Genomic DNA, 19,236 nt, shown 5'->3' on the forward strand with positions numbered 1-19,236 from the left:
AAACTATTCTGAAGTGTTGGCTAGTAGATGTTTATTCCCTGAGCCGATAATGCTTTACCAGGATGTGGTACCTATTGTCTCATTGTGTATGCCTGCACCGCTTGCGGTGTATCAGGAAACCTGCAGAGATGATGACGCATCCGCCCTGAACTTCACGGTTCATGGGTCACCATCTTACAGCGGCACTTCGGTTGTTTCATTCGGTTTGTACGTATATTCTTTATAAAAATATATTTCCTATAAATAGTATGCTTACTACCACTAAAAAGCCCCTTTCGTCATCGACGAGAGGGGCTTTTTTTATGCTTATGATTTAACTAAATAGTTATTCGTCATTAGCAGACTTGGTAATTTTCTTGACATCTTTAGGGATGTTTTTGGCAGTACCATCAACCGTAGTATGCTGTTTAAACACATCACCAAATGGGTTTTGCTGCTGTTGACCAAATGGATTTTGACCATTCATGCCACCTGCGCCACCGAACGGGTTTTGACCACCCATGCCACCAGCACCGCCAAATGGATTTTGACCACCACCCATTTGACCGCCCATCTGCTTGGCCATCATTTCCATCATTTTTTGCTGATTATTCATGACGTAATTATTGGCCAAGTCTTTTAGCTTTTTTTGCACAGGTGGCAATACTACCAACAGCGCCATCAAATCACTAAGCACCCCAGGAATAAGCAATAAAATACCTGCAGCTGCCATCGCGATACTCTTAATCATCGTGGTCTCTGGCGGACGCATCGCAGGGTTCATCATGCCACCAGCTTTCATTTGCTGTGCCATTGGATTAAGAGCAGCCATGCCTTTGCGCATCAAAGAGATACCGATAACCGCGGCGATAATAAACCACATAAACACCCACCAGCCGCTCATAAACTGAGCAAGCAAATACCACAGTAGCATCTCGATAATAAACCAAACGATGGCTATACCAACTATCTGACCCATAAAGTGTCGTCCTATAAAATAAAAACCAATAAATTGAGCGCCATGAAAATTAAAATGGCTAACATATGATGTATATGGGGATTGGTTGCTATACTATCAAACTTAAGGCTAATTTTTAAGCCATATAGTCGGTACAATATAATTTGGACACAAGGAAGGCGGAAGACAGTACTACGAATAGTAGGCTAAGCGAGTCTGACATCGTATCCAATTTATATTGTATTGAATATAAAATGACAGGTAAGCAAGACGGAATATTATGGCAATTATTATAGGAATTGATCCAGGGTCACGCATGACCGGTTATGGAATAGTACAGCAGACAGGTGACAAGCTGACTTATATCGATGCAGGGACGATTCGTACAGATACCAAAGAGATGCCTGAACGCCTCAAACGTATCTTTAATGGACTAACCCGTATCACACAGCATCATTTAAAATACGCAGACGAGCCTATCTATACAGCGATTGAGCAAGTATTTATGGCAGAAAACCCTGATTCCGCACTTAAGCTTGGGCAAGCACGAGGTGCAGCGATTGCAGCGATGGTTGCACTAGATTTAGAAGTGTCAGAATATACGGCTCGGCAAATTAAACAAGCCGTCTGTGGCTATGGAGCGGCGGCCAAAGAGCAAGTACAAGAGATGGTATGCCGGATATTAGCGTTAGAAGTTGTACCACAACAAGATGCTGCTGACGGTCTTGCCTGCGCCATCTGTCATGCTCACTCAAGCCATTCAATGAACAAACTGATATTGAATAGCGCCATGCGTGGTCGCGGCGCTTCTAAAAAGAAAGGCCGTTGGCGTTTGACTGAAGAAGATTTAGGTAACTTACGTTAAAGAACAGTGTTAAAATAGCGAGGCGTTAAGATAGCGAGGCGTTGAAACATAAACGCGTCAAAATAGATAAACAGCAAAGTAGATATACCATAAAAAAACACGCGCTATTAGACGCGTGTTTTTTATAACTATGAGCATTTCAAATGCTCAAACTACAATAGGCTACTCTACAACTGCACTTTCAATGACAGCATCTAGTATATAAGCATACTTTTCATCAGCAGTATCATCTTTAATTGGCTCATTAGTCTCTGATAATTCATCGATGTTTAGTGGATAGCGTTGCAAGCGTAATACCTCTTCGTGTTTGCTGTCATGCTGATAGCCATCGATCTCACCAACGAATACTCGCCACTGTCCTTCGTGAGTTTTAATACCTTGATCATTGTAGGTGATAGGTTTAACTTGTAGACACTGCTCAGAGTTACCTGCTTCGCATGGTACAGTTTCGGAGTTTACTGCCCAAAATACCGTTTCACCCTTACTGTTATATTTCGCTTGTGCAGTAAGCCTACCATTCCAAACCAGAGTCACATCATCGTCAGTAAACTGGGTCAATACTGGATTATCGCCTTGATCAATTTTGAACTCACTACTGCCCTGCATCAATGTATTCAAGGTGTTTTCAGCCACATCTAGCTCGCCACAAGACATCTTCGTACTCATACCCTCTTCAGTAGTTAAGGTATGCCCTTTTAACTGATAGCCAGCACTAATCGTATTACAGCCTACGCTATAGCTTAGCGTGTCTTGCCCTTGATACTGGTTAAACGCCAGCGTTACCTGACTGTTGATATTCGCAAATTCAGCCATAGGTTTTTCATTGGCATCAACAGCATTTACTAACGTCCAACGATGATGAGATAAGGTGGTCGTCAGCTTATCTTGAGCGGTTAATTCAACAGGTTCAGATTCGTCTGATGTAGGGCTCATACTAGATACCAGACCTTCACTTACGGCTGAGTCTGTCATCTCGCCAGCTTCAGCACCCTCTGATGTATCATTTTCGCTAGACGCCGCTTCTTTTTGACACGCACTTAGCATCAGACTAACTGCCATCATACTGGGTAATAGCAGTAATTTTAACGTTGGCTTATTTCGGCTACCTACCATATTACATACCTCTTAGTAAGCTTGTACAACTTATCTCGCGTACCATCTATATTTTAAAAAATCTATTCAAAAGAAGTCATAATTTAAAAGCATTCCTGTTTAATGAATAATTTAAAAACGTAATTGATATAACTAAGCTAGATTAACCACTATAACCTTGGCACTATTAACCTATGTAACGAAATGTTGATTTTTATTAAATTTCATAAAAAAACAGCTAACGATTGAGGTTAGCTGTTTTGCTTTATAGCGATCAATTTACCAAATAGGTTAATAGATAAACTTTATGATTTAAACTATTTTTCTAGAACCTTTTAGTCATCCACACTTGCAGATTTGGCTTTAGCCATATTTTTAATACTGAAGCGTTCATTCATCTTTTGATAAAAACGAGCCAGGTTTTCGCCTTGCTCATTAGGATTAATCTTCAATACTTTACCAAAATCTAAGCTCAGATATAGCACGATATCCGCAAAACTTAATTGCTCACCTACTAGGTATTCGCGACCTTCTAATATCGTCTCAAAGTACGCCATGGCTTTAACAGCACGAGCAATTGATGGTGCGACGAACTCTGGCACTTGCTCAACACGTTGTGCTTTAGATGGATGGCTGTGCTGAAACGCGAGCATCAAGTTATACATCACTTCAAACTCTGCAACACGGCGCATAGAGCAAACTTGCGCACGCTGTACCACATCATTACCCATGACCGAACGCTCACCGTAAACACGATCTAGATACTCACAAACTGCCTGCGAATCATTCAATACAGTACCATCATCTAAGGTCAAAACAGGTACGGTCTGCATTGGATTCATTTGCGTAAAGGCTTCTGACATTTGCTCATTTGCCGCAAAATCAATATCGATCACATCGACATCATCCATATCATCGATATCGATACCTTTTGAAGCCAATAAGATAAGCGCTTTACGTGGATTGGGCGCTGTACGGGTAATATATAGTTTTTTCATAGCAAACTCCTTGTAAGAATGGTTGGACAGCGATTTGGCGCTGATACGCTTTATTATGGTTGTTGTACTAATAAGCACAAATATTGATACGCTATACCATAGTTATAGCCTAATCTGGCCATCATGGCAAAGTCTTATTAATCATAAAGTAGAAATAATAAAAGCCCCATAACCTTGAGTCATGGGGCTTTACTTAATCACATTTATACATCAGTCTAATTATTTGTTTGGTGCAGGCGTGGTACGTAGATACGGCTTAATCTCTTTGTGACCTTTTGGATATTTTGCAGCGATATCTTCGTTTTTCACACTTGGCGGAATGATCACATCATCACCATCTTTCCAGTCTACAGGTGTTGCAATATTATACTCATCCGACAACTGTAGTGCGTCAATTACGCGGATAATTTCATCAAAGTTACGGCCACAGCTGGCAGGATATGTCAGCGTTAGACGAACTTTTTTGCTTGGATCAATGATAAAGACGCTACGTACTGTATGAGTGCTGTCGGCATTAGGATGCATCATGTCATATAGCTCAGCGACTTCTTTATTAGGATCAGCGATGATTGGGAAGTTCATATCTGTGCCTTGAGTCTCACCGATATCGCTCGCCCACGCTTTGTGATCTTCTAGGCTATCAACAGAAATACAAATCGGCTTTACATTGCGCTTTTGGAACTCGCCATTTAGTGCAGCGGCGCGACCAAGCTCAGTGGTACATACTGGCGTGAAATCTGCTGGATGCGAGAAAAAAACGACCCAATGATCGCCTGCCCACTCATGAAAATTGATGTCACCTTCTGTGGTTGTAGCGTCAAAATTTGGTGCGGTATCACCTAAACGTAAATGTGCCATGCTTGATTCCTTAGCTATGTGAATGAACGCTTATATCGACACGTCGGCCTCGCGTTCTATTATTATCATCGACGTGCTCAGCTATCAAATATAACATAAAGCACATCCGTAAAAACTGACTTTATCTTAACAAACTGGTTATGAATGTCTTGTGACGGATTGTAATGCAGTTATTCCATTTACCTCTAAGCTGATGGACAAATCTTTTGATGCATTTTTATGGACGAACAGCTGTTTTAAATAATTAAACCACCATCCCTGCATCCCATAAGCAAAACTCGCCAAATTTACCCTTTTTACTGGTACCACCTGCTGCGCGTCCAGCATCAGTCAATACTAGCTCACCATCTTGCGATTGTAGGTAACCCGTTGCAAGTAGCTTTTCATTCAACTCTTGAGTTTTAAAGCCCAACTCTTTAGCAAGCTTGGCGGTGGTCAGTTTAGAGTAATTAGGTGTGATTTCTGTCGTAGAGTTACCAGTTACGTTGGTAGTAGAGTTTGTTGTTTTGGTACTAGGCTCAGACTTACTTTCAATTTCGGTCACTTTTTCAAGAGACATTCTCACTTCATCACTGATACGAATGATGCGCTGCGCTTCCTCATAGGTATCGGCATAAAGTTTGGCATCATCATTACGATAAATCAGTACGCCCATCTCATTATTATTAACTTGGCTAAACTCATAAAGATTTAAACTGGTAATAATGCACTCATTTTCATTCAGGTAGCATTTCGCATGTAAGTTTTTGCAAAAGCTAGTACGAATAAAGGTCAGGTTTTTTAGCCAGTTTATTTCTTCAGGGTGTAAATCATTCTTGCCATAAACAATTAAACAATGCGAATGTCGCTCTTGAGGCGGTTGCGGTCTTCTAGTAATTCTTTGATACGTTCCTTAAGCTTCAAATATGGGCTAATAATAATCAACCTGTCAGAAGCGTTTTTAATCAACTCTTCTAAATGATACGTTGTACCACTGCTGTTTAGAAACTTTGCCATTCTTATTTCCTCAAATCTTACTATGCTCAACTTTGTAAATGCGCACAAAAAAGCCCATTCCTAGCGCACTAGAAATGGGCTGGATTGCAAACTACTATTATTCAGTATTATTTCAAAATATCTATTTGGATAAGGATACTTTTAAATACTAAGCCAATATAAATTAAGCTGGCTTATAGCTATCACGTAAGCTAACGATTTGGTTAAATACTGGCTTATCCGTGCTATGATCTTCGCTGTCAGAGATGAAGTAACCTTCACGCTCAAACTGGAAGCGCGTGCCAGCATCGGCACTGACCAAAGATGGCTCAACTACTGCATTTAACTCAGTGAGCGAGTTCGAGTTTAGCGCTTGATGAACATCAGCGACGCCACTTGGGTCCTCAGCACTGAATAGCTGCTCGTACATGCGTACTGTCGCTGGCACACCTTGACTGGCTGATACCCAATGAATCACGCCTTTGACCTTGCGCCCTTCAGGGTTGTTTCCCAAAGTAGCAGGGTCAATCGTCGCTTTTAGCTCAACGACATTGCCATCTTCATCAGTGATATGCTCAGTGACTGCTAGTACGTAGGTGTTACGCAGACGAATCTCTGGCTTTTCTGGAGAAAGACGCTTATAGCCTGCTGGCGGTTCAATCTCATAATCACCTTGATCGATGTATAGCGTCTCGGTAAACGGAATCTCACGCTCGCCCATATCCACGTTAGGATGGTTTGGCTGAGTCAACCAAAGCGTCTGAGTCGCATCGTCAAAACGCGCATTAACGCTATCGGCTTTTTGCGACTCCCAGCTGCTGACCGCTTCGCTAAAGTTAGTGATCGTCACTTTCAATGGCTTTAGCACCGCCATACCGCGACCAGTAGTCGTCTCTAACGATTGACGAACGCTAAATTCTAGTAAACGGAAATCAACCACACTATCCGCTTTGGTCACGCCCACACGCTCACAAAAATCACGCAAACCCTCTGGCGTGTAACCACGGCGACGCATGCCAGCGACGGTCGGCATACGAGGATCATTCCAACCACTGACGATACCTTCATCTACTAACTGCTTTAGCTTACGCTTACTGGTCAATGTATGATCAATGTTTAAGCGGCTAAACTCGTACTGATGCGGCGGTACGTCAAAGCCGATTTTTTCGATGACCCAATCATAAAATGGACGATGATCTTCAAACTCAAGCGTACATAATGAATGGGTAATTCCTTCTAACGCATCTGAGAGTGGATGAGCAAAGTCATACATCGGATAGATGCACCATTTATCACCAGTCTGATGATGCGCTTGATGCATCACGCGATAGATGACAGGATCACGTAGGTTCATATTTGGGCTGGCCATATCAATCTTGGCACGCAAAATAGCCTTTCCTTCAGCGTATTTCCCGTCTTTCATATCGTTGAACAGCGCTAGATTTTCTTCAACACTGGCATCACGATATGGTGAAGGCGTTCCCGCTTCATTGAATGAACCACGGTTTTCCTTGATTTGCTCAGGGGTTTGCAAATCAACATAAGCGTCGCCTTGCTCAATCAACTGGATTGCCCATGCATGTAGCTGATCGAAATAACCTGAGGCATGGTGCGCCTCGCCTGCCCACTCAAAACCTAACCACTGCACATCGTTCTTAATATTGTCGATGTAATCTTGCTTTTCGGCAGTTGGGTTAGTGTCATCAAAACGCAGGTTGCACACACCGCCGAACTCTTTGGCCACACCAAAGTTTAAGCAGATAGATTTTACGTGGCCTAAATGCAGGTAGCCATTTGGCTCAGGCGGAAAGCGCGTTACAATTTGTTGGTATTTTTGCGCATTGACATCGTCACGAATGATATTACGAATAAAATCGTTTTTTGCTTCGTCTTTTTGTGCATTGTTGCTTGAGTGATCACTCATCGGGCATTGCTCCTAACGCAAATTGTCAGTTCATGGTGCGTGCCATCACGCATCACGAAACGTTTAAACTAAAGTGTTAAAACAAAACGAGAATATTAAAATAAAGCGAGAATATTAAAACTTAGATAGTGCGACCGCATTATCAAAATTTGTCAAAAATGGGTAAAGTTGCGTTATTCTATCAGGTTTCGCAAACGCATTAACAGCCTGATACATGACACGGGATAAAAAAGCCGTTAGACTACCCGTAACTTTTTAACCACCACTCACAATAGTGCTATTTAAGGCGCTGCAATCAAAAAGGAATATCCCATGGTAGACATGCCACCAGTAGTAGAACTTGAAACCAATATGGGTGCGATCGTTATCGAACTCAACGAAGAAAAAGCACCAAAAACCGTAGAAAACTTTTTAAACTACGTAAAATCTGGTCAGTATGACGGTACAATTTTCCATCGCATCATTGATGGTTTCATGATTCAAGGCGGCGGAATGGACGCTGAGATGAATGAAAAACCAACCAATGCTCCTATCGAAAACGAAGCGGACAACGGTCTAAAAAATGACAAAGGTACTATCGCAATGGCGCGTACCCAAGATCCGCATTCAGCAACTAGCCAGTTCTTCATCAACGTAAAAGACAACGACTTCCTAAACCACTCTGGCAAAAACATGCAAGGTTGGGGTTACACCGTATTTGGTAAAGTAACCAGCGGTATGGACGTTATCGAAAAAATGCGCAGCGTACCAACGGGTCGTTTCGGCATGCATGCTGATGTGCCAAAAGAGCCAGTTGTTATCAACTCAGCAACCATCATTACTCAGTAATAGTCATTCAATAGCAGCTATTCAGTCATAGTTACTTAGCGACAGCTATGAATGAGCGAGTATTTTTTAATAGAGTTTATTAAATCATGCTCGCTATACGATAAGTCACGAGGACCAAGATAAATGCAAAGTTTTGATCACTTAATCACGACCCGCCCTCATCAAGTGCGGCAAGTATTGATTAGCGATTTGCATTTATCGCCTCAGGAGCCTGCCTTAGTGCAGGCTTTTTTGGCGCTATTAGATGACTGTCTAGCCCTACCTGCGCTAAAACACCTCTTTATATTGGGTGATTGGTTTGAGGTGTGGCTAGGTGATGATACGTATTTATCGTTGTCAGAAGACGAGAAGATAGCACATTGGCTGACTCCATTGATTGCAAAACTAAAGCAGCTACGTATCAATGGCTGTGAGATATTGGTCATGCACGGTAATCGTGATTTTTTATTGGGTCAGCCTTTTTGTAATCTGTTCGGTGGTGAGCTAATTTATGAGCCATACACTTTAGCCGTTGGAGCACAAAATTACCGCTTAGAACACGGTGATGCACTCTGTACTGATGATAAAAAATATCAGTTCTTTCGCAAAATTATGCGCAATCGTTTAACTCAGTGGTATTTGCTTAATAAGTCATTAGAAAAACGCCTAGCCATCGCAGATAATATGCGCAAAAAAAGCCAACAGAACAATGCGAACAAAGCTGCGCATATTATGGATGTGAATGATAAAGCCGTACGTCAAGCCATCACTACTAGCGATGCATTATTACACGGACATACTCATCGTCCAGACATTCATCAGGCGACTGCTGATAAAAAGCGCTACGTGCTTGGCGACTGGCGATTATTAAATAAAGACACTCGCCAGCCGAAAGTTAGCGCCGTGATTGGTGCAGTGACAGATGATGAGCATTCAAATGACCGTTTTAGTAGTAACGATTTAAGCAGTAATGCTGCTAAGTTTGAATTGTTTGAGTTTACAATGCTTGTTTGACTTGATCCTTAAACCTATCTAGAAAACGAAAGGGCCTGTTGAAATATCAACAGACCCTTTTTATTTTTTACTACAATTCTTTTACTACACTTTTAAATAGCTTATCTCTTGCTAGCTATTTAAGGTATTAGCTTAAAGAAATGCTGACGGTAATGCTTTAGCTCACGGATAGAGTCACGAATATCGTCTAAGGCTAAATGACTGCCACCTTTTTCGAAATTCTTTAAGATATCAGGACGCCAGCGGAAACAAAGCTCTTTAATTGATGACACGTCAAGATTACGATAATGGAAGAATCGCTCAAGCTCTGGCATTTGACGCGCCATAAAGCGACGATCTTGACAGATAGAATTACCGCACATTGGCGACTTACCACTATCGACCCACTTATTCAAAAATTTAATAGTCTCAGCTTCGGCTTCTGCCAATGTCACCGTGCTACGACGCACACGATCGACCAATCCTGACTGACCGTGTTGCTTGGTATTCCAGTCATCCATTTTGTTTAAGACTTGATCTGATACTTTGATAGCAAATACAGGCCCTTCAGCAAGCACATTCAAATCTTCGTCAGTAACGACAGTAGCAATCTCGATAATCTCATCGTTTAAGGTATCAAGTCCGGTCATTTCTAAATCAATCCACACCAGCCCTTTTTTACCTTGATTTTTGATTTTAATCTTATTGGGATGGTCACCGGTAGTCATACAATATCCTATGGTCATTAAATTTTGGGACAGTTTTAAACATAATTTAAAAAACGTATTGCGGTTGAATATTCATATTCAAACAGCTTTGTAATGCACTGATTGATTCAAAAAATCTAGCAAGCAGCCAAAATATTACAAAACCACTGTCTGCCGCAGACGCTTTAGGCTGTATGTTAGCAAATTTTCACGCTACACTTAGCAATATTTTTATAATAGGTCAAAAACCCATGGCATTAATCCGGCAACGCAAACTGACTAAACAACAGATTCGTCGCATTGACAAGCAGCAACTGTCCAATCAAGATAGTATTGATGACAGTTTGATGGATGGCGTGGTCATGGCGCATTACGGTAAGCAACTAGAAGTACAAGTCACTAGCCTGCCAGCTGTCATACCTGAGCAGCCAGAGATTGCTCCTGATGATCCTGAGCCGTTTTGGCAAACGCTTGAATTGAATGATATCTGGCGCTGTCATGTGCGTACCAATCTACCGATGCTAGCTGCTGGCGACCAAGTGCGCTGGAATGCTGACTCTAATACTGGCTTTGGTCGTATCGAAGCGGTCAAACCGCGTACATCGCTGGTTTCTCGTCCTGACCGCTATCATAAGCTCAAACCTGTTGCCGCCAATGTCGATATTTTGGCGATTGTTTTTGCGCCATTGCCTGCCGCTGCGCCAACGTTGATCGATCGCTATCTCGTGGTATGCCATCATGCAGGTGTCAAACCACTATTGGTACTCAACAAAGCCGACTTATTGGCAGAAGAAAATGGCGTGGACACCAATGAACTGTTGGCACAATATGCCGCGCTTGGTTATGAAAGCGTTCTGACTTCGGTGGACTGCCCTGAAAATATCGCTGAGAGTGATGAGCAAGAAGGCCTTGATGAACTAAAACGCTATATAGATAAAAAGCTGGTGATCTTCGCGGGTCAATCTGGCGTTGGCAAAAGCAGTCTAATCAACGCCCTTCTGCCTGACTCTGGACAGAGCGTCAATATCATTTCGCAAAACTCTAAGCTCGGTCAGCATACCACGACGACCAGTCGACTGCTGCCATTCAACCCCGAAGACCTCACTCAAGGCGGTATCGTTGATACACCAGGGATTCGTGAGTATGGCATTTGGCACCTTACCCCTGACGATATTATTTCAGGCTTCGTTGAGCTAGCGCCATTGGCCGGCGGTTGCCAATTCCGTGACTGTCGCCATACTCACAACAGCAAAGGCTGCGCACTATGGCAAGCGGTAGCTGATGGTGAAGTATTGCAGCGCCGCGTTGAAAACCTCGTTACGCTACGAGAAGAGGCAGATACTAAGCCTTATTAATATTTGGCTTGTTAGTGTCCGTCTTAATTCAAAGCGGTCATGTAAATAGATATTTTTATTAGGCTGAGAAGATCCATAGATAAGTACAATAACCGCCCAATTGTTGCCTATGTCATCGCCCGTTTACTATAGATGGCCTTATCGGTATAATAGCGCCTTGTTCACTATCATTGGGCTGTCTTCTCAGCTTAATAGAACACTTATTTTCTTGGAGGTATGGTTTGGATCGTGCGCTGGAATTTGTGGGCAACCACCCGTTTTTATTTGGTATATTAGCCGTACTTGCTATACTGTTTTTTACGATTGAAAACAAACGTAGCGGTAGAAAAATATCGCCTAACACGCTTGGCATGATGGTCAATTCTCAAAACGCGCAACTTATCGATATTCGCGCTAAGAAGAAGTTTGAATCAGGCTATATTCAGGGCAGCCGCAACATACCGTTCACTGACCTCAAAGACCGCTTAGAAGAGATTCGCGCGATTGAGCAGCCAGTGATTATCATCTGTGACATGGGCGTCCAAGCAGGCGCTGCGATTCAGATGATTGGTAAAGATAGTGTCTATCGCTTAGAAGGCGGTATTGGCGGCTGGCAAGGTGCTGGCATGCCGTTGGTTGGTGTAAAAGACGCCAAAGCAAAGGCTAAAGGTAAAACAAAACCAAGTCTAAGCAAATAATAGACCTGTATAGGCGCTTAAATGAAGCGTTTGTATGAATCGCTTAGCTGATGTCTATGTGACCTGATTAACACTATCAGCGCTATCAATGCTATGAAGAAGACACCTTTTTATTGGGTGTCTTTTTTTGTGGTTTATTTTTTATGACCTATTTATCATGTTTTACAGCACTAAAATACGTTTTGCGCCAAAACGGCTTGAATTTGTTATGCCCATCCCCACTTTAGTAATGAGCATCACCGAATGCATTTTTACTTTACTCATTGATAACAGACTATACCAACGCTTAGACTATGATAATTTATCATGCTCTTTATAATACGTTTGTTATCCCATAAATTTATAAATAAGGATTTACCATGACTGTATCTGTGAAAGTTTATACTACCCCTATCTGCCCATACTGCTCAAACGCCAAACAACTACTAAAAACCAAAGGCGTTGATTATGAAGAAATCGGCATGCACGATATGAGCAGCGAAGAGCGCCAAGCACTGATGAAAAAAACCAATAACTACCGCACTGTGCCGCAAATCTTCGTTGGCGAAACCTTTGTTGGTGGTTTTGATGAACTTAACCAAATGAACCAACAAGGCAAACTTGACGAGCTATTGGCTGGTTAATCTGCTACCTTTCTTTACTGTCTGTCTTTCTTTATGTAAAGATAGACAGTGGCACGTTTTAATAGAGCAGTAAGAAGTAATGATAAAAAATATCGAGACAATACCAAAAAATAGTCTCGATTTATATTACAATGAACTTTTATTAAAATGACGATTTGCCCAATCATTTGATTTAATTTTAGAGGATTTACCATGGCTGAAGAACAAGCACAACCACAATTGGCACTAGAACGCATCTACGTAAAAGATATGTCACTTGAAGTCCCAGGCGCTAGCGTATTCACTAAAGAGTGGAACCCAGAGCTTGATATCAATTTGTCTAGCAACGCTGAAAAACTAGATGACGATCATTATCAAATCATCCTAACTGTGAGCGTTACTGCCAAAAATGCGGAAGAAGCAGCATTTATCGCTGAAGTGCATCAAGCAGGTATCTTCTTACTAAAAGACATTCCAGAAGATCAAATCGGTCAAATCTTGGGCGCATACTGCCCTAACGTGTTGTTCCCATATGCTCGTGAAGTCATCAGCGACATCGTGACGCGCGGTAGCTTCCCACAATTGCTACTAGCACCTGTGAACTTTGATCAAGCGTATGCACAGAGTCAGCAGCAAGCACAAGTTGATGCTCAAGGTAACGCATAAGCATTAATTAAAATATATGAGCTCTACCAGTCGTATATTTGATAAAAGGCCGTTTACTTATAATGAGTAAGCGGTTTTTTTGTGGGTGTGTTTTATAAAGTATAAAATCATCAGCCATAAAAAAACCCTGCTATTAAACAGGGTCTTCAACGACTACATCGACTGGCTAAATTACTTAGCTAATATCGATAATTAGCCTTTTAGTGCAGACAAAATTTGCTGCTTAACGTCATCGATACCTTGCGTACCGTCAAACTTGTCATAGTTAGGCGCATCATCGCCTTCTTTAGCTTTGTCTTGGTAAAAACCAACCAATGCTGACGTTTGCTCATGATAAGTAGATAGACGGTCACGGATAGTCGCTTCTTGGTCATCTTCACGCTGGATAAGCGCTTCACCAGTGACGTCATCGATACCTTCAACCTTTGGTGGATTGTGATCGACATGATAAACACGACCTGAACCTGGATGCTGACGACGGCCAGACAAACGGCTCACGATTTCGTCATCAGGTACACTGATTTCGATAACATGATCGATAGCAACATCAGCGTCTGCAAGTGCTTGCGCTTGAGGAATAGTGCGCGGAAAACCATCTAGGATACAACCATTCACACAATCAGGCTTAGCGATACGCTCTTTCACTAGGTTGATAATGAGGTCATCAGAAACCAAACCACCAGCATTCATGATATCTTTGGCTTTTTTGCCAAGCTCGCTACCTTCTTTAATTGCTGCACGTAGCATGTCGCCAGTTGAGATCTGTGGAATATCATATTCTTTAGAAATAAACTGGGCTTGGGTACCTTTACCGGCGCCTGGTGGTCCTAGTAAAATAATACGCATCATTACACGACTCTCCTTAATAGATAGGATTTTGGGATTAATAAAACTCTGGGATTAGTTGTTTGCAAAGCTACCTTACCTTGTGGCCCTGCAAAGCTCAAGTATTTTCATTATTGATGTGATAAGTTGGCATGACTTATCTGTTCATATATAGATAATTTGGGATAAAAATTAGCAACATTGACTGCGTTTGAAACGCCCATTTATATATCTGGGTTACCTTTATATCTCTTTTAATCAAGTCAATCATAACACTGCTGCTCGCATCTATACTGAGCAACAGCGTCTATATTATAAATACCATTAGCATCAGGTATTTATATTACTACCATGACTATGGAACTTGCTGATTAATCTCCACATTGACCTGATTTTGCTCCGCGCTGATGACCACTGGATTACCCGAGAGGTCGCCTGACTCTGCGGTAGCATTGCCACTGTGACTGATACGAGCGATGACCGCTAGCTGTACTTTGTCAGAACGAGCTGATCCTAGGGTGCGCTCTGGCATCATAGCATCAAGATCACTTAGGCTAATAACAGCTTCACCTTGTTTAATGTTGCTAATTGGTAGACGCTTAGCCGCAAATGGTGGACCACCTTTCACATCACGTATCGCTACAAACAGCGTATCATCAGCTTTTACCAATGGTAACAGACTAGCATTAATTCTGACTGTCACTTCGACGCCTTCAGAGGCTTGCTGCTGCTGCATAGTCACATTAGCGCTAAGCTCATCTAGACTTGATAGCGCTTGCGTATGATCGCCTGGTTTGGCGGCGATACTGTCACGCAGACGTTTGATCCAGCCTTGTGCTTGATCGAAGTTACTAGCACGAGCCTCACCCATCGCCATAAGCATTTGTGCGCCTTCATGCTCTGGGTTTGTAGCCAGTATATTTTCTAATACACGGCGGCTATTGGCATCTAACTGCCCCTTATTAGCAAAGAAACTGATCTGCGCATAAGTGGTCGCAATTTCTTCGTTATCAGGTGATAGACGATAGGCGCGCGACAACGCTTCTAGTGCCGAATCAGTCGCCTCTAATGACAAGAACAGCTCCGACAGGCGCATCCAGCGATTGTAGTCACTAGCATGACGATAAACGTTAGTCTGCATGGCACTAATCAGCTGATTGCCATCTTCAATTGCCCAAGCAGGTGGCTGATCGATTCTACCTGTTAATAGATCGTCCGCTACTTGACCGACTTTGTCTTCGCTTGCCCATAGCTCAAAGACAGGTGTGCGATCACCGACCATCAGATATGCCATAGCAGTTAATACTGGCACCCAAACCATAATAATTAATCGGCTTTTGATCCCTGGCGTGACCATTGGTGATACTTCACGCTGAGCATCCAAAAGCTGACGTTCAAGCTCAAGCTTCTGGTTTTGATAGTGATGGTCATCAATGATACCACTGTCTTTGTCTGTTTTCAGCTCTGCTAGTCGCTCACGAAACACAGCAACGTTGATATCCAGTAGTTGATTGTCCACGGGCTTACTATGCGAACGCGGTGCTTTTAACCACGGCTTAATAGTGATAACACCCAATAACAAAGCGACAAGTAAACTTAGCGCAATAAATAAGCCAACAGTAGAAAATATGGTCATTTTTTGCCCCCAAGGCTTGTAGTGTCGTCTTTGTCATCGTTATTGGCTCGTGACAATAAGCGATCAAGTTCTGCTTTTTCAGCGGCAGACAACGCTTTGACATGGTTGTCTACTACTACGCCACTTTCGCCACTGGCGACAAGCTGACGGCGTTTACTTTGCCAAAACCAACCGACCAATAAAACGATCAATAATAATGGTGGGAAAAACCATAAAATCCATGTCGAAGGACGTACTGGCGGCTTATAACTGATAAAGTCGCCATAGCGTTCTTGCATATAGGCTCGAATCTCGCCGTCGCTACGACCATCTTTTATCAAATCATAGGTTTTTTGCTTTAAGTCTTGGGCAATTGGCGCATCAGACCCTGCCAAGTTTTGGTTTTGACATTTTGGGCAGCGCAGCTCTTCGATGAGACCGCGGTACTGGGCTTCTTGTTGCACAGAGTCAAAATCGTAGACATCAATGGCAGCAAGGCTTGCCATGCTCAATAGACAAGCGATAAACAAACTTGCGAGCTTTATGGTCGCGGTTCTTATTTGGTAGGCTATCATTTGCACGCCTCCGCAACTTGGCTCGGATCTGGACTGACTCCATTGTTACTAGCCTCATTAAGTACCATTAGGCAAGGCGTAATACGACTTTGCCAATTGCTCTCATTGATCTCGCCGATGATATGCTGACGAATGATACCGTCACCATCGACGATGAAAGTCTCAGGCGCACCAGTCAAACCCAAATCTAGAGCGAACTGTCCTGATAAGTCTTGAATAGACATCGAGAACGGGTCGCCACCGCGATTCAGATACCCTAACGCATCACCAATGTCATCTTTGTAGTTTACGCCCACCAAATTAACACCGCGCTCTTCTAGCGTCATCAAAAAAGGATGCTCAATGATACAAGTTGGACACCAAGAGCCCCAGATATTCATGAGGAATGGCTTGTCTGGCAGGTTGTCATTGGTCATGATACGACTGGTATCTGATAGTAATGGCAACTCAAAGGCAGGTACTGGACGCTCAAGCGCTGTATTGGTCACGATATCAGTCGGTTTGCCCAAACGCATATAGAGCATAGCGACCAAGCCGATAAAAATAACCAGCGGAATCAAAAACCCAATTTTAAGTTTTTTCTTAGTTTTTACTTTATTGCTGCTCGCAACTTTAGGGTCTTTGACAGCGTCTTGCTGAGCTTTTTTATCAGATTCATTGTTTGAGGTAGTCATATCAACGCTCCCCTGTCTTTGTAGCTGACGTATCCAAATCCGCAACCGTCGCAAAGCCTGATTTTTTGGCCGCAATTTGTGCAGGTGTTTTGGTTTTTTTGATACGGTAACGATTGTCTAGCATACTGAGCAATGCACCAAACGCCATGATAAGCGCACCCAACCATATCCAGCGGATAAGCGGTTTGACATAAATACGGAAAGCCCATTCATTACTGTCTTCCGCAATCGGCTCACCAAGTGCTACGTATACATCGCGCATCAGATTGGCATCAATCGCAGCCTCCGTCATCGGCATCATACTGATAATATAGTTACGCTTTTCAGGATATAACGTGGTCACTTCTTGGCCGTCTTTACTGACTGTCACTTCTGCTTGCGTAGCGTCAAAGTTACTGCCTTTTACTTCACTAAAGCCTCTTACCGTAAAGTCATAGCCTTGCACATTGACACTGTCATTAGGCCCTAATGCCACATCGCGCTCAATGCTCAACGTACTAGTAAACGCTATGCCGATAACCGCAATGATGATACCAATATGAGCGGTTTGTTGACCCCAGTAGCTCAGACGTAACTGACGTAAGCCATTTAGACGACTTGGTGCATTTTTGGTCTTGTCTTTGAAATCGACAACCATCCATAACAACACCCAAAAGCTCACAGCCAACGTAACACCGATATTTAGCATCGCTGATGGACTGGTGAAATAGGTAATAATAGCAGCCAATACCAAACTGCTTACTGCGATGACCATACCAGCACCCAATAACGGGCGGCTGTCTTGTTTCCAGCGGATATTAGAGCCCATACCCATCGCCACTAGTAGCAGCCACGTCAACGGCACAAATAGAGCGTTGAAATATGGAGGGCCAACAGATACCTGACCTAAATTAAAGGCATCAGCAATAATAGGATATAGCGTACCAAGTAGTACCACTAAGGTTGAAATGAGAATAATGACGTTGTTAATCACCAAAAATGATTCACGTGAGATGAGTCGATACTGACTCTCGACCGTCAAACGCCAGCCACGTACAGCAAACATCAACAGACCACCGCCGACGATGATACCGAGGATGACTAGAATCACTAGGCCACGCGTTGGATCAGCGGCAAATGAATGCACTGAGGTGATGACACCTGAACGCACTAAGAACGTACCAAGCAAACTGAGCGCAAAAGCAAAGATTGCAAGCATAATCGTCCATGCTTTAAATACACCGCGTTTTTCGGTGACAGCAAGTGAATGCAGGAGCGCCGTCCCTGCCAACCATGGCATCAATGAGGCGTTTTCTACTGGATCCCAGAACCACCAACCGCCCCAGCCAAGCTCATAATAAGCCCACCATGAGCCAAGCGCGATACCAACTGTTAAGAAACCCCAGGCAGCCAATGCCCATGGACGCGACCAGCGTGTCCACACTGCATCCAAACGCCCTTCCCACAGTGCTGCCATACAAAACGCAAATGGCACAACCATGCCCACATAGCCCATGTAAAGCATCGGCGGATGAATAATCAAACCAAAATCTTGCAATACAGGGTTTAGATCCGCGCCATCGACAGGTAGATTGGGCAATGTACGATCAAACGGCGATGAAGTAAAGATAAGCATCGCTAGCATCATCATCTGCACGCCTGCCAATATCACCAGTACTCGCGCACGCATAGACAACGGCAACCCACGACTGAAGTAAGAAACCAGCGCGCACCAAGTGGCCATGATGGTCATCCACAGTAGCAGTGAACCTTCATGACCGCCCCATGTCGCCGACAGCTTGTAGTACCAAGGCAGCAATGTATTGGAATGCTGAGTGACGTAGACGAGACTAAAGTCGTTGTAATAAAAACCTGCCATCAATGCTGCAAATGAGGTAATCATTGCCGCAAATTGCGCCCATGCAAGACTTGGCGCCAAACGCTGCCAAGCGACGTGGTCACGCATGACGCCAATGGTTGGTAGTACCACCTGCAAAATCGCCAATATAAAAGCGGCCAGCAAGGCAAAATAACCCAATTCTGTGATTAACATACGGTCTAACCTTGTTTACCTTGGATACAATTAAGGGTTCACCGATGGCATTGCTAGCC

18 protein-coding genes, 1 other RNA gene and 1 pseudogene are annotated in these 19,236 nt (G+C 43.1%); 8 read left to right on the forward strand and 12 right to left on the reverse strand.

Annotation, left to right across the window (positions count from 1 at the left end):
* The first annotated feature begins 2 nt into the window (after positions 1-2).
* Positions 3-198, forward strand: a non-coding RNA gene (gene ssrS, locus AK824_RS13455) — 6S RNA.
* 127 nt (positions 199-325) lie between these two features.
* On the opposite strand, the gene AK824_RS09295 is transcribed toward ssrS, so the two are convergent.
* A complete protein-coding gene (locus AK824_RS09295) occupies positions 326-958 on the reverse strand; it encodes an FxsA family protein (protein WP_057760971.1) in 633 nt (210 codons plus the stop codon).
* 259 nt (positions 959-1,217) lie between these two features.
* Between AK824_RS09295 and ruvC the strand changes: the two genes are divergently transcribed.
* Complete coding sequence (ruvC, locus tag AK824_RS09300) at positions 1,218-1,802, forward strand: crossover junction endodeoxyribonuclease RuvC (RefSeq protein WP_057760973.1); 585 nt, start codon at positions 1,218-1,220, stop codon at positions 1,800-1,802.
* A 162-nt stretch (positions 1,803-1,964) separates the two neighbouring features.
* On the opposite strand, the gene AK824_RS09305 is transcribed toward ruvC, so the two are convergent.
* The 5 genes and pseudogenes from AK824_RS09305 to AK824_RS09325 form a co-directional block, all read right to left on the reverse strand.
* The gene (locus AK824_RS09305) at positions 1,965-2,915 is read right to left on the reverse strand and encodes an META domain-containing protein (protein WP_057760975.1); all 951 of its coding nucleotides are present in this window, start codon (positions 2,913-2,915) and stop codon (positions 1,965-1,967) included.
* 314 nt (positions 2,916-3,229) lie between these two features.
* Positions 3,230-3,892: a glutathione S-transferase family protein gene (locus AK824_RS09310; RefSeq protein WP_057760976.1), complete on the reverse strand. Its 663-nt coding sequence runs from the start codon at positions 3,890-3,892 to the stop codon at positions 3,230-3,232.
* A gap of 219 nt (positions 3,893-4,111) precedes the next feature.
* On the reverse strand, positions 4,112-4,750 hold the full coding sequence (locus AK824_RS09315) for a peroxiredoxin (protein ID WP_057760978.1): 639 nt from the start codon (positions 4,748-4,750) through the stop codon (positions 4,112-4,114).
* 244 nt (positions 4,751-4,994) lie between these two features.
* Positions 4,995-5,746 (reverse strand): annotated as a pseudogene (locus tag AK824_RS09320) (phospholipase D family protein).
* A gap of 163 nt (positions 5,747-5,909) precedes the next feature.
* Positions 5,910-7,649 (reverse strand): glutamine--tRNA ligase/YqeY domain fusion protein, encoded by a 1,740-nt coding sequence (locus tag AK824_RS09325; protein ID WP_057760979.1) that lies wholly within the window; start codon positions 7,647-7,649, stop codon positions 5,910-5,912.
* A 312-nt stretch (positions 7,650-7,961) separates the two neighbouring features.
* Between AK824_RS09325 and AK824_RS09330 the strand changes: the two genes are divergently transcribed.
* Entirely contained in the window at positions 7,962-8,477 is a 516-nt protein-coding gene (locus AK824_RS09330) for a peptidylprolyl isomerase (RefSeq protein ID WP_057760980.1), read from the forward strand.
* 123 nt (positions 8,478-8,600) lie between these two features.
* Positions 8,601-9,470 carry a UDP-2,3-diacylglucosamine diphosphatase gene (locus AK824_RS09335; protein ID WP_057760981.1) on the forward strand — a complete coding sequence of 290 codons (870 nt, stop codon included), beginning with the start codon at positions 8,601-8,603 and terminating at the stop codon, positions 9,468-9,470.
* 119 nt (positions 9,471-9,589) lie between these two features.
* On the opposite strand, the gene orn is transcribed toward AK824_RS09335, so the two are convergent.
* A complete protein-coding gene (gene orn, locus AK824_RS09340) occupies positions 9,590-10,177 on the reverse strand; it encodes an oligoribonuclease (RefSeq protein ID WP_057760984.1) in 588 nt (195 codons plus the stop codon).
* A 230-nt stretch (positions 10,178-10,407) separates the two neighbouring features.
* On the opposite strand from orn, the gene rsgA reads away from it, so the two are divergent.
* The 4 genes from rsgA to secB all read left to right on the forward strand — a co-directional run bounded on the left by rsgA (position 10,408) and on the right by secB (position 13,456).
* Positions 10,408-11,511, forward strand: coding sequence for a ribosome small subunit-dependent GTPase A (gene rsgA / locus AK824_RS09345; protein ID WP_057760985.1), 1,104 nt, complete (start codon positions 10,408-10,410; stop codon positions 11,509-11,511).
* 221 nt (positions 11,512-11,732) lie between these two features.
* Positions 11,733-12,188 (forward strand): rhodanese-like domain-containing protein, encoded by a 456-nt coding sequence (locus tag AK824_RS09350; RefSeq protein ID WP_057760987.1) that lies wholly within the window; start codon positions 11,733-11,735, stop codon positions 12,186-12,188.
* A 359-nt stretch (positions 12,189-12,547) separates the two neighbouring features.
* The gene (gene grxC, locus AK824_RS09355) at positions 12,548-12,811 is read left to right on the forward strand and encodes a glutaredoxin 3 (RefSeq protein WP_021813631.1); all 264 of its coding nucleotides are present in this window, start codon (positions 12,548-12,550) and stop codon (positions 12,809-12,811) included.
* Positions 12,812-13,003: 192 nt separating this feature from the next.
* Positions 13,004-13,456 carry a protein-export chaperone SecB gene (gene secB / locus AK824_RS09360; RefSeq protein WP_057760989.1) on the forward strand — a complete coding sequence of 151 codons (453 nt, stop codon included), beginning with the start codon at positions 13,004-13,006 and terminating at the stop codon, positions 13,454-13,456.
* Between the two features lie 192 nt (positions 13,457-13,648).
* Here secB and adk read toward each other — a convergent pair whose 3' ends face one another.
* The 5 genes from adk to AK824_RS09385 all read right to left on the reverse strand — a co-directional run bounded on the left by adk (position 13,649) and on the right by AK824_RS09385 (position 19,177).
* Positions 13,649-14,302 (reverse strand): adenylate kinase, encoded by a 654-nt coding sequence (gene adk, locus AK824_RS09365; RefSeq protein WP_180952604.1) that lies wholly within the window; start codon positions 14,300-14,302, stop codon positions 13,649-13,651.
* Positions 14,303-14,636: 334 nt separating this feature from the next.
* Entirely contained in the window at positions 14,637-15,917 is a 1,281-nt protein-coding gene (gene ccmI, locus AK824_RS09370) for a c-type cytochrome biogenesis protein CcmI (protein ID WP_057760993.1), read from the reverse strand.
* Complete coding sequence (locus AK824_RS09375; protein ID WP_082624623.1) at positions 15,914-16,471, reverse strand: cytochrome c-type biogenesis protein; 558 nt, start codon at positions 16,469-16,471, stop codon at positions 15,914-15,916. Before AK824_RS09375 ends, ccmI begins: the two co-directional genes overlap by 4 nt.
* A complete protein-coding gene (locus tag AK824_RS09380; protein WP_057760995.1) occupies positions 16,468-17,145 on the reverse strand; it encodes a DsbE family thiol:disulfide interchange protein in 678 nt (225 codons plus the stop codon). Before AK824_RS09380 ends, AK824_RS09375 begins: the two co-directional genes overlap by 4 nt.
* Before the next feature lies 1 nt (position 17,146).
* Positions 17,147-19,177, reverse strand: coding sequence for a heme lyase CcmF/NrfE family subunit (locus tag AK824_RS09385; RefSeq protein WP_057760997.1), 2,031 nt, complete (start codon positions 19,175-19,177; stop codon positions 17,147-17,149).
* Positions 19,178-19,236 lie beyond the last annotated feature (59 nt).

Origin of the sequence: Psychrobacter sp. P11G3 (assembly GCF_001435845.1) — a bacterium.
Lineage (GTDB): Bacteria > Pseudomonadota > Gammaproteobacteria > Pseudomonadales > Moraxellaceae > Psychrobacter.

Excerpts from the sequence above, each read along its gene's own strand:
- adk (WP_180952604.1), bottom strand. The coding sequence starts at position 14,302 with ATGCGTATTATTTTACTAGGACCACCAGGCGCCGGTAAAGGTACCCAA.
- AK824_RS09335 (WP_057760981.1), top strand. The coding sequence starts at position 8,601 with ATGCAAAGTTTTGATCACTTAATCACGACCCGCCCTCATCAAGTGCGG.
- AK824_RS09375 (WP_082624623.1), bottom strand. The coding sequence starts at position 16,471 with ATGATAGCCTACCAAATAAGAACCGCGACCATAAAGCTCGCAAGTTTG.
- AK824_RS09385 (WP_057760997.1), bottom strand. The coding sequence starts at position 19,177 with ATGTTAATCACAGAATTGGGTTATTTTGCCTTGCTGGCCGCTTTTATA.
- rsgA (WP_057760985.1), top strand. The coding sequence starts at position 10,408 with ATGGCATTAATCCGGCAACGCAAACTGACTAAACAACAGATTCGTCGC.
- AK824_RS09380 (WP_057760995.1), bottom strand. The coding sequence starts at position 17,145 with ATGACTACCTCAAACAATGAATCTGATAAAAAAGCTCAGCAAGACGCT.
- AK824_RS09330 (WP_057760980.1), top strand. The coding sequence starts at position 7,962 with ATGGTAGACATGCCACCAGTAGTAGAACTTGAAACCAATATGGGTGCG.
- secB (WP_057760989.1), top strand. The coding sequence starts at position 13,004 with ATGGCTGAAGAACAAGCACAACCACAATTGGCACTAGAACGCATCTAC.
- AK824_RS09305 (WP_057760975.1), bottom strand. The coding sequence starts at position 2,915 with ATGGTAGGTAGCCGAAATAAGCCAACGTTAAAATTACTGCTATTACCC.
- AK824_RS09315 (WP_057760978.1), bottom strand. The coding sequence starts at position 4,750 with ATGGCACATTTACGTTTAGGTGATACCGCACCAAATTTTGACGCTACA.
- ccmI (WP_057760993.1), bottom strand. The coding sequence starts at position 15,917 with ATGACCATATTTTCTACTGTTGGCTTATTTATTGCGCTAAGTTTACTT.
- grxC (WP_021813631.1), top strand. The coding sequence starts at position 12,548 with ATGACTGTATCTGTGAAAGTTTATACTACCCCTATCTGCCCATACTGC.
- ruvC (WP_057760973.1), top strand. The coding sequence starts at position 1,218 with ATGGCAATTATTATAGGAATTGATCCAGGGTCACGCATGACCGGTTAT.
- AK824_RS09310 (WP_057760976.1), bottom strand. The coding sequence starts at position 3,892 with ATGAAAAAACTATATATTACCCGTACAGCGCCCAATCCACGTAAAGCG.
- orn (WP_057760984.1), bottom strand. The coding sequence starts at position 10,177 with ATGACTACCGGTGACCATCCCAATAAGATTAAAATCAAAAATCAAGGT.
- AK824_RS09295 (WP_057760971.1), bottom strand. The coding sequence starts at position 958 with ATGGGTCAGATAGTTGGTATAGCCATCGTTTGGTTTATTATCGAGATG.
- AK824_RS09325 (WP_057760979.1), bottom strand. The coding sequence starts at position 7,649 with ATGAGTGATCACTCAAGCAACAATGCACAAAAAGACGAAGCAAAAAAC.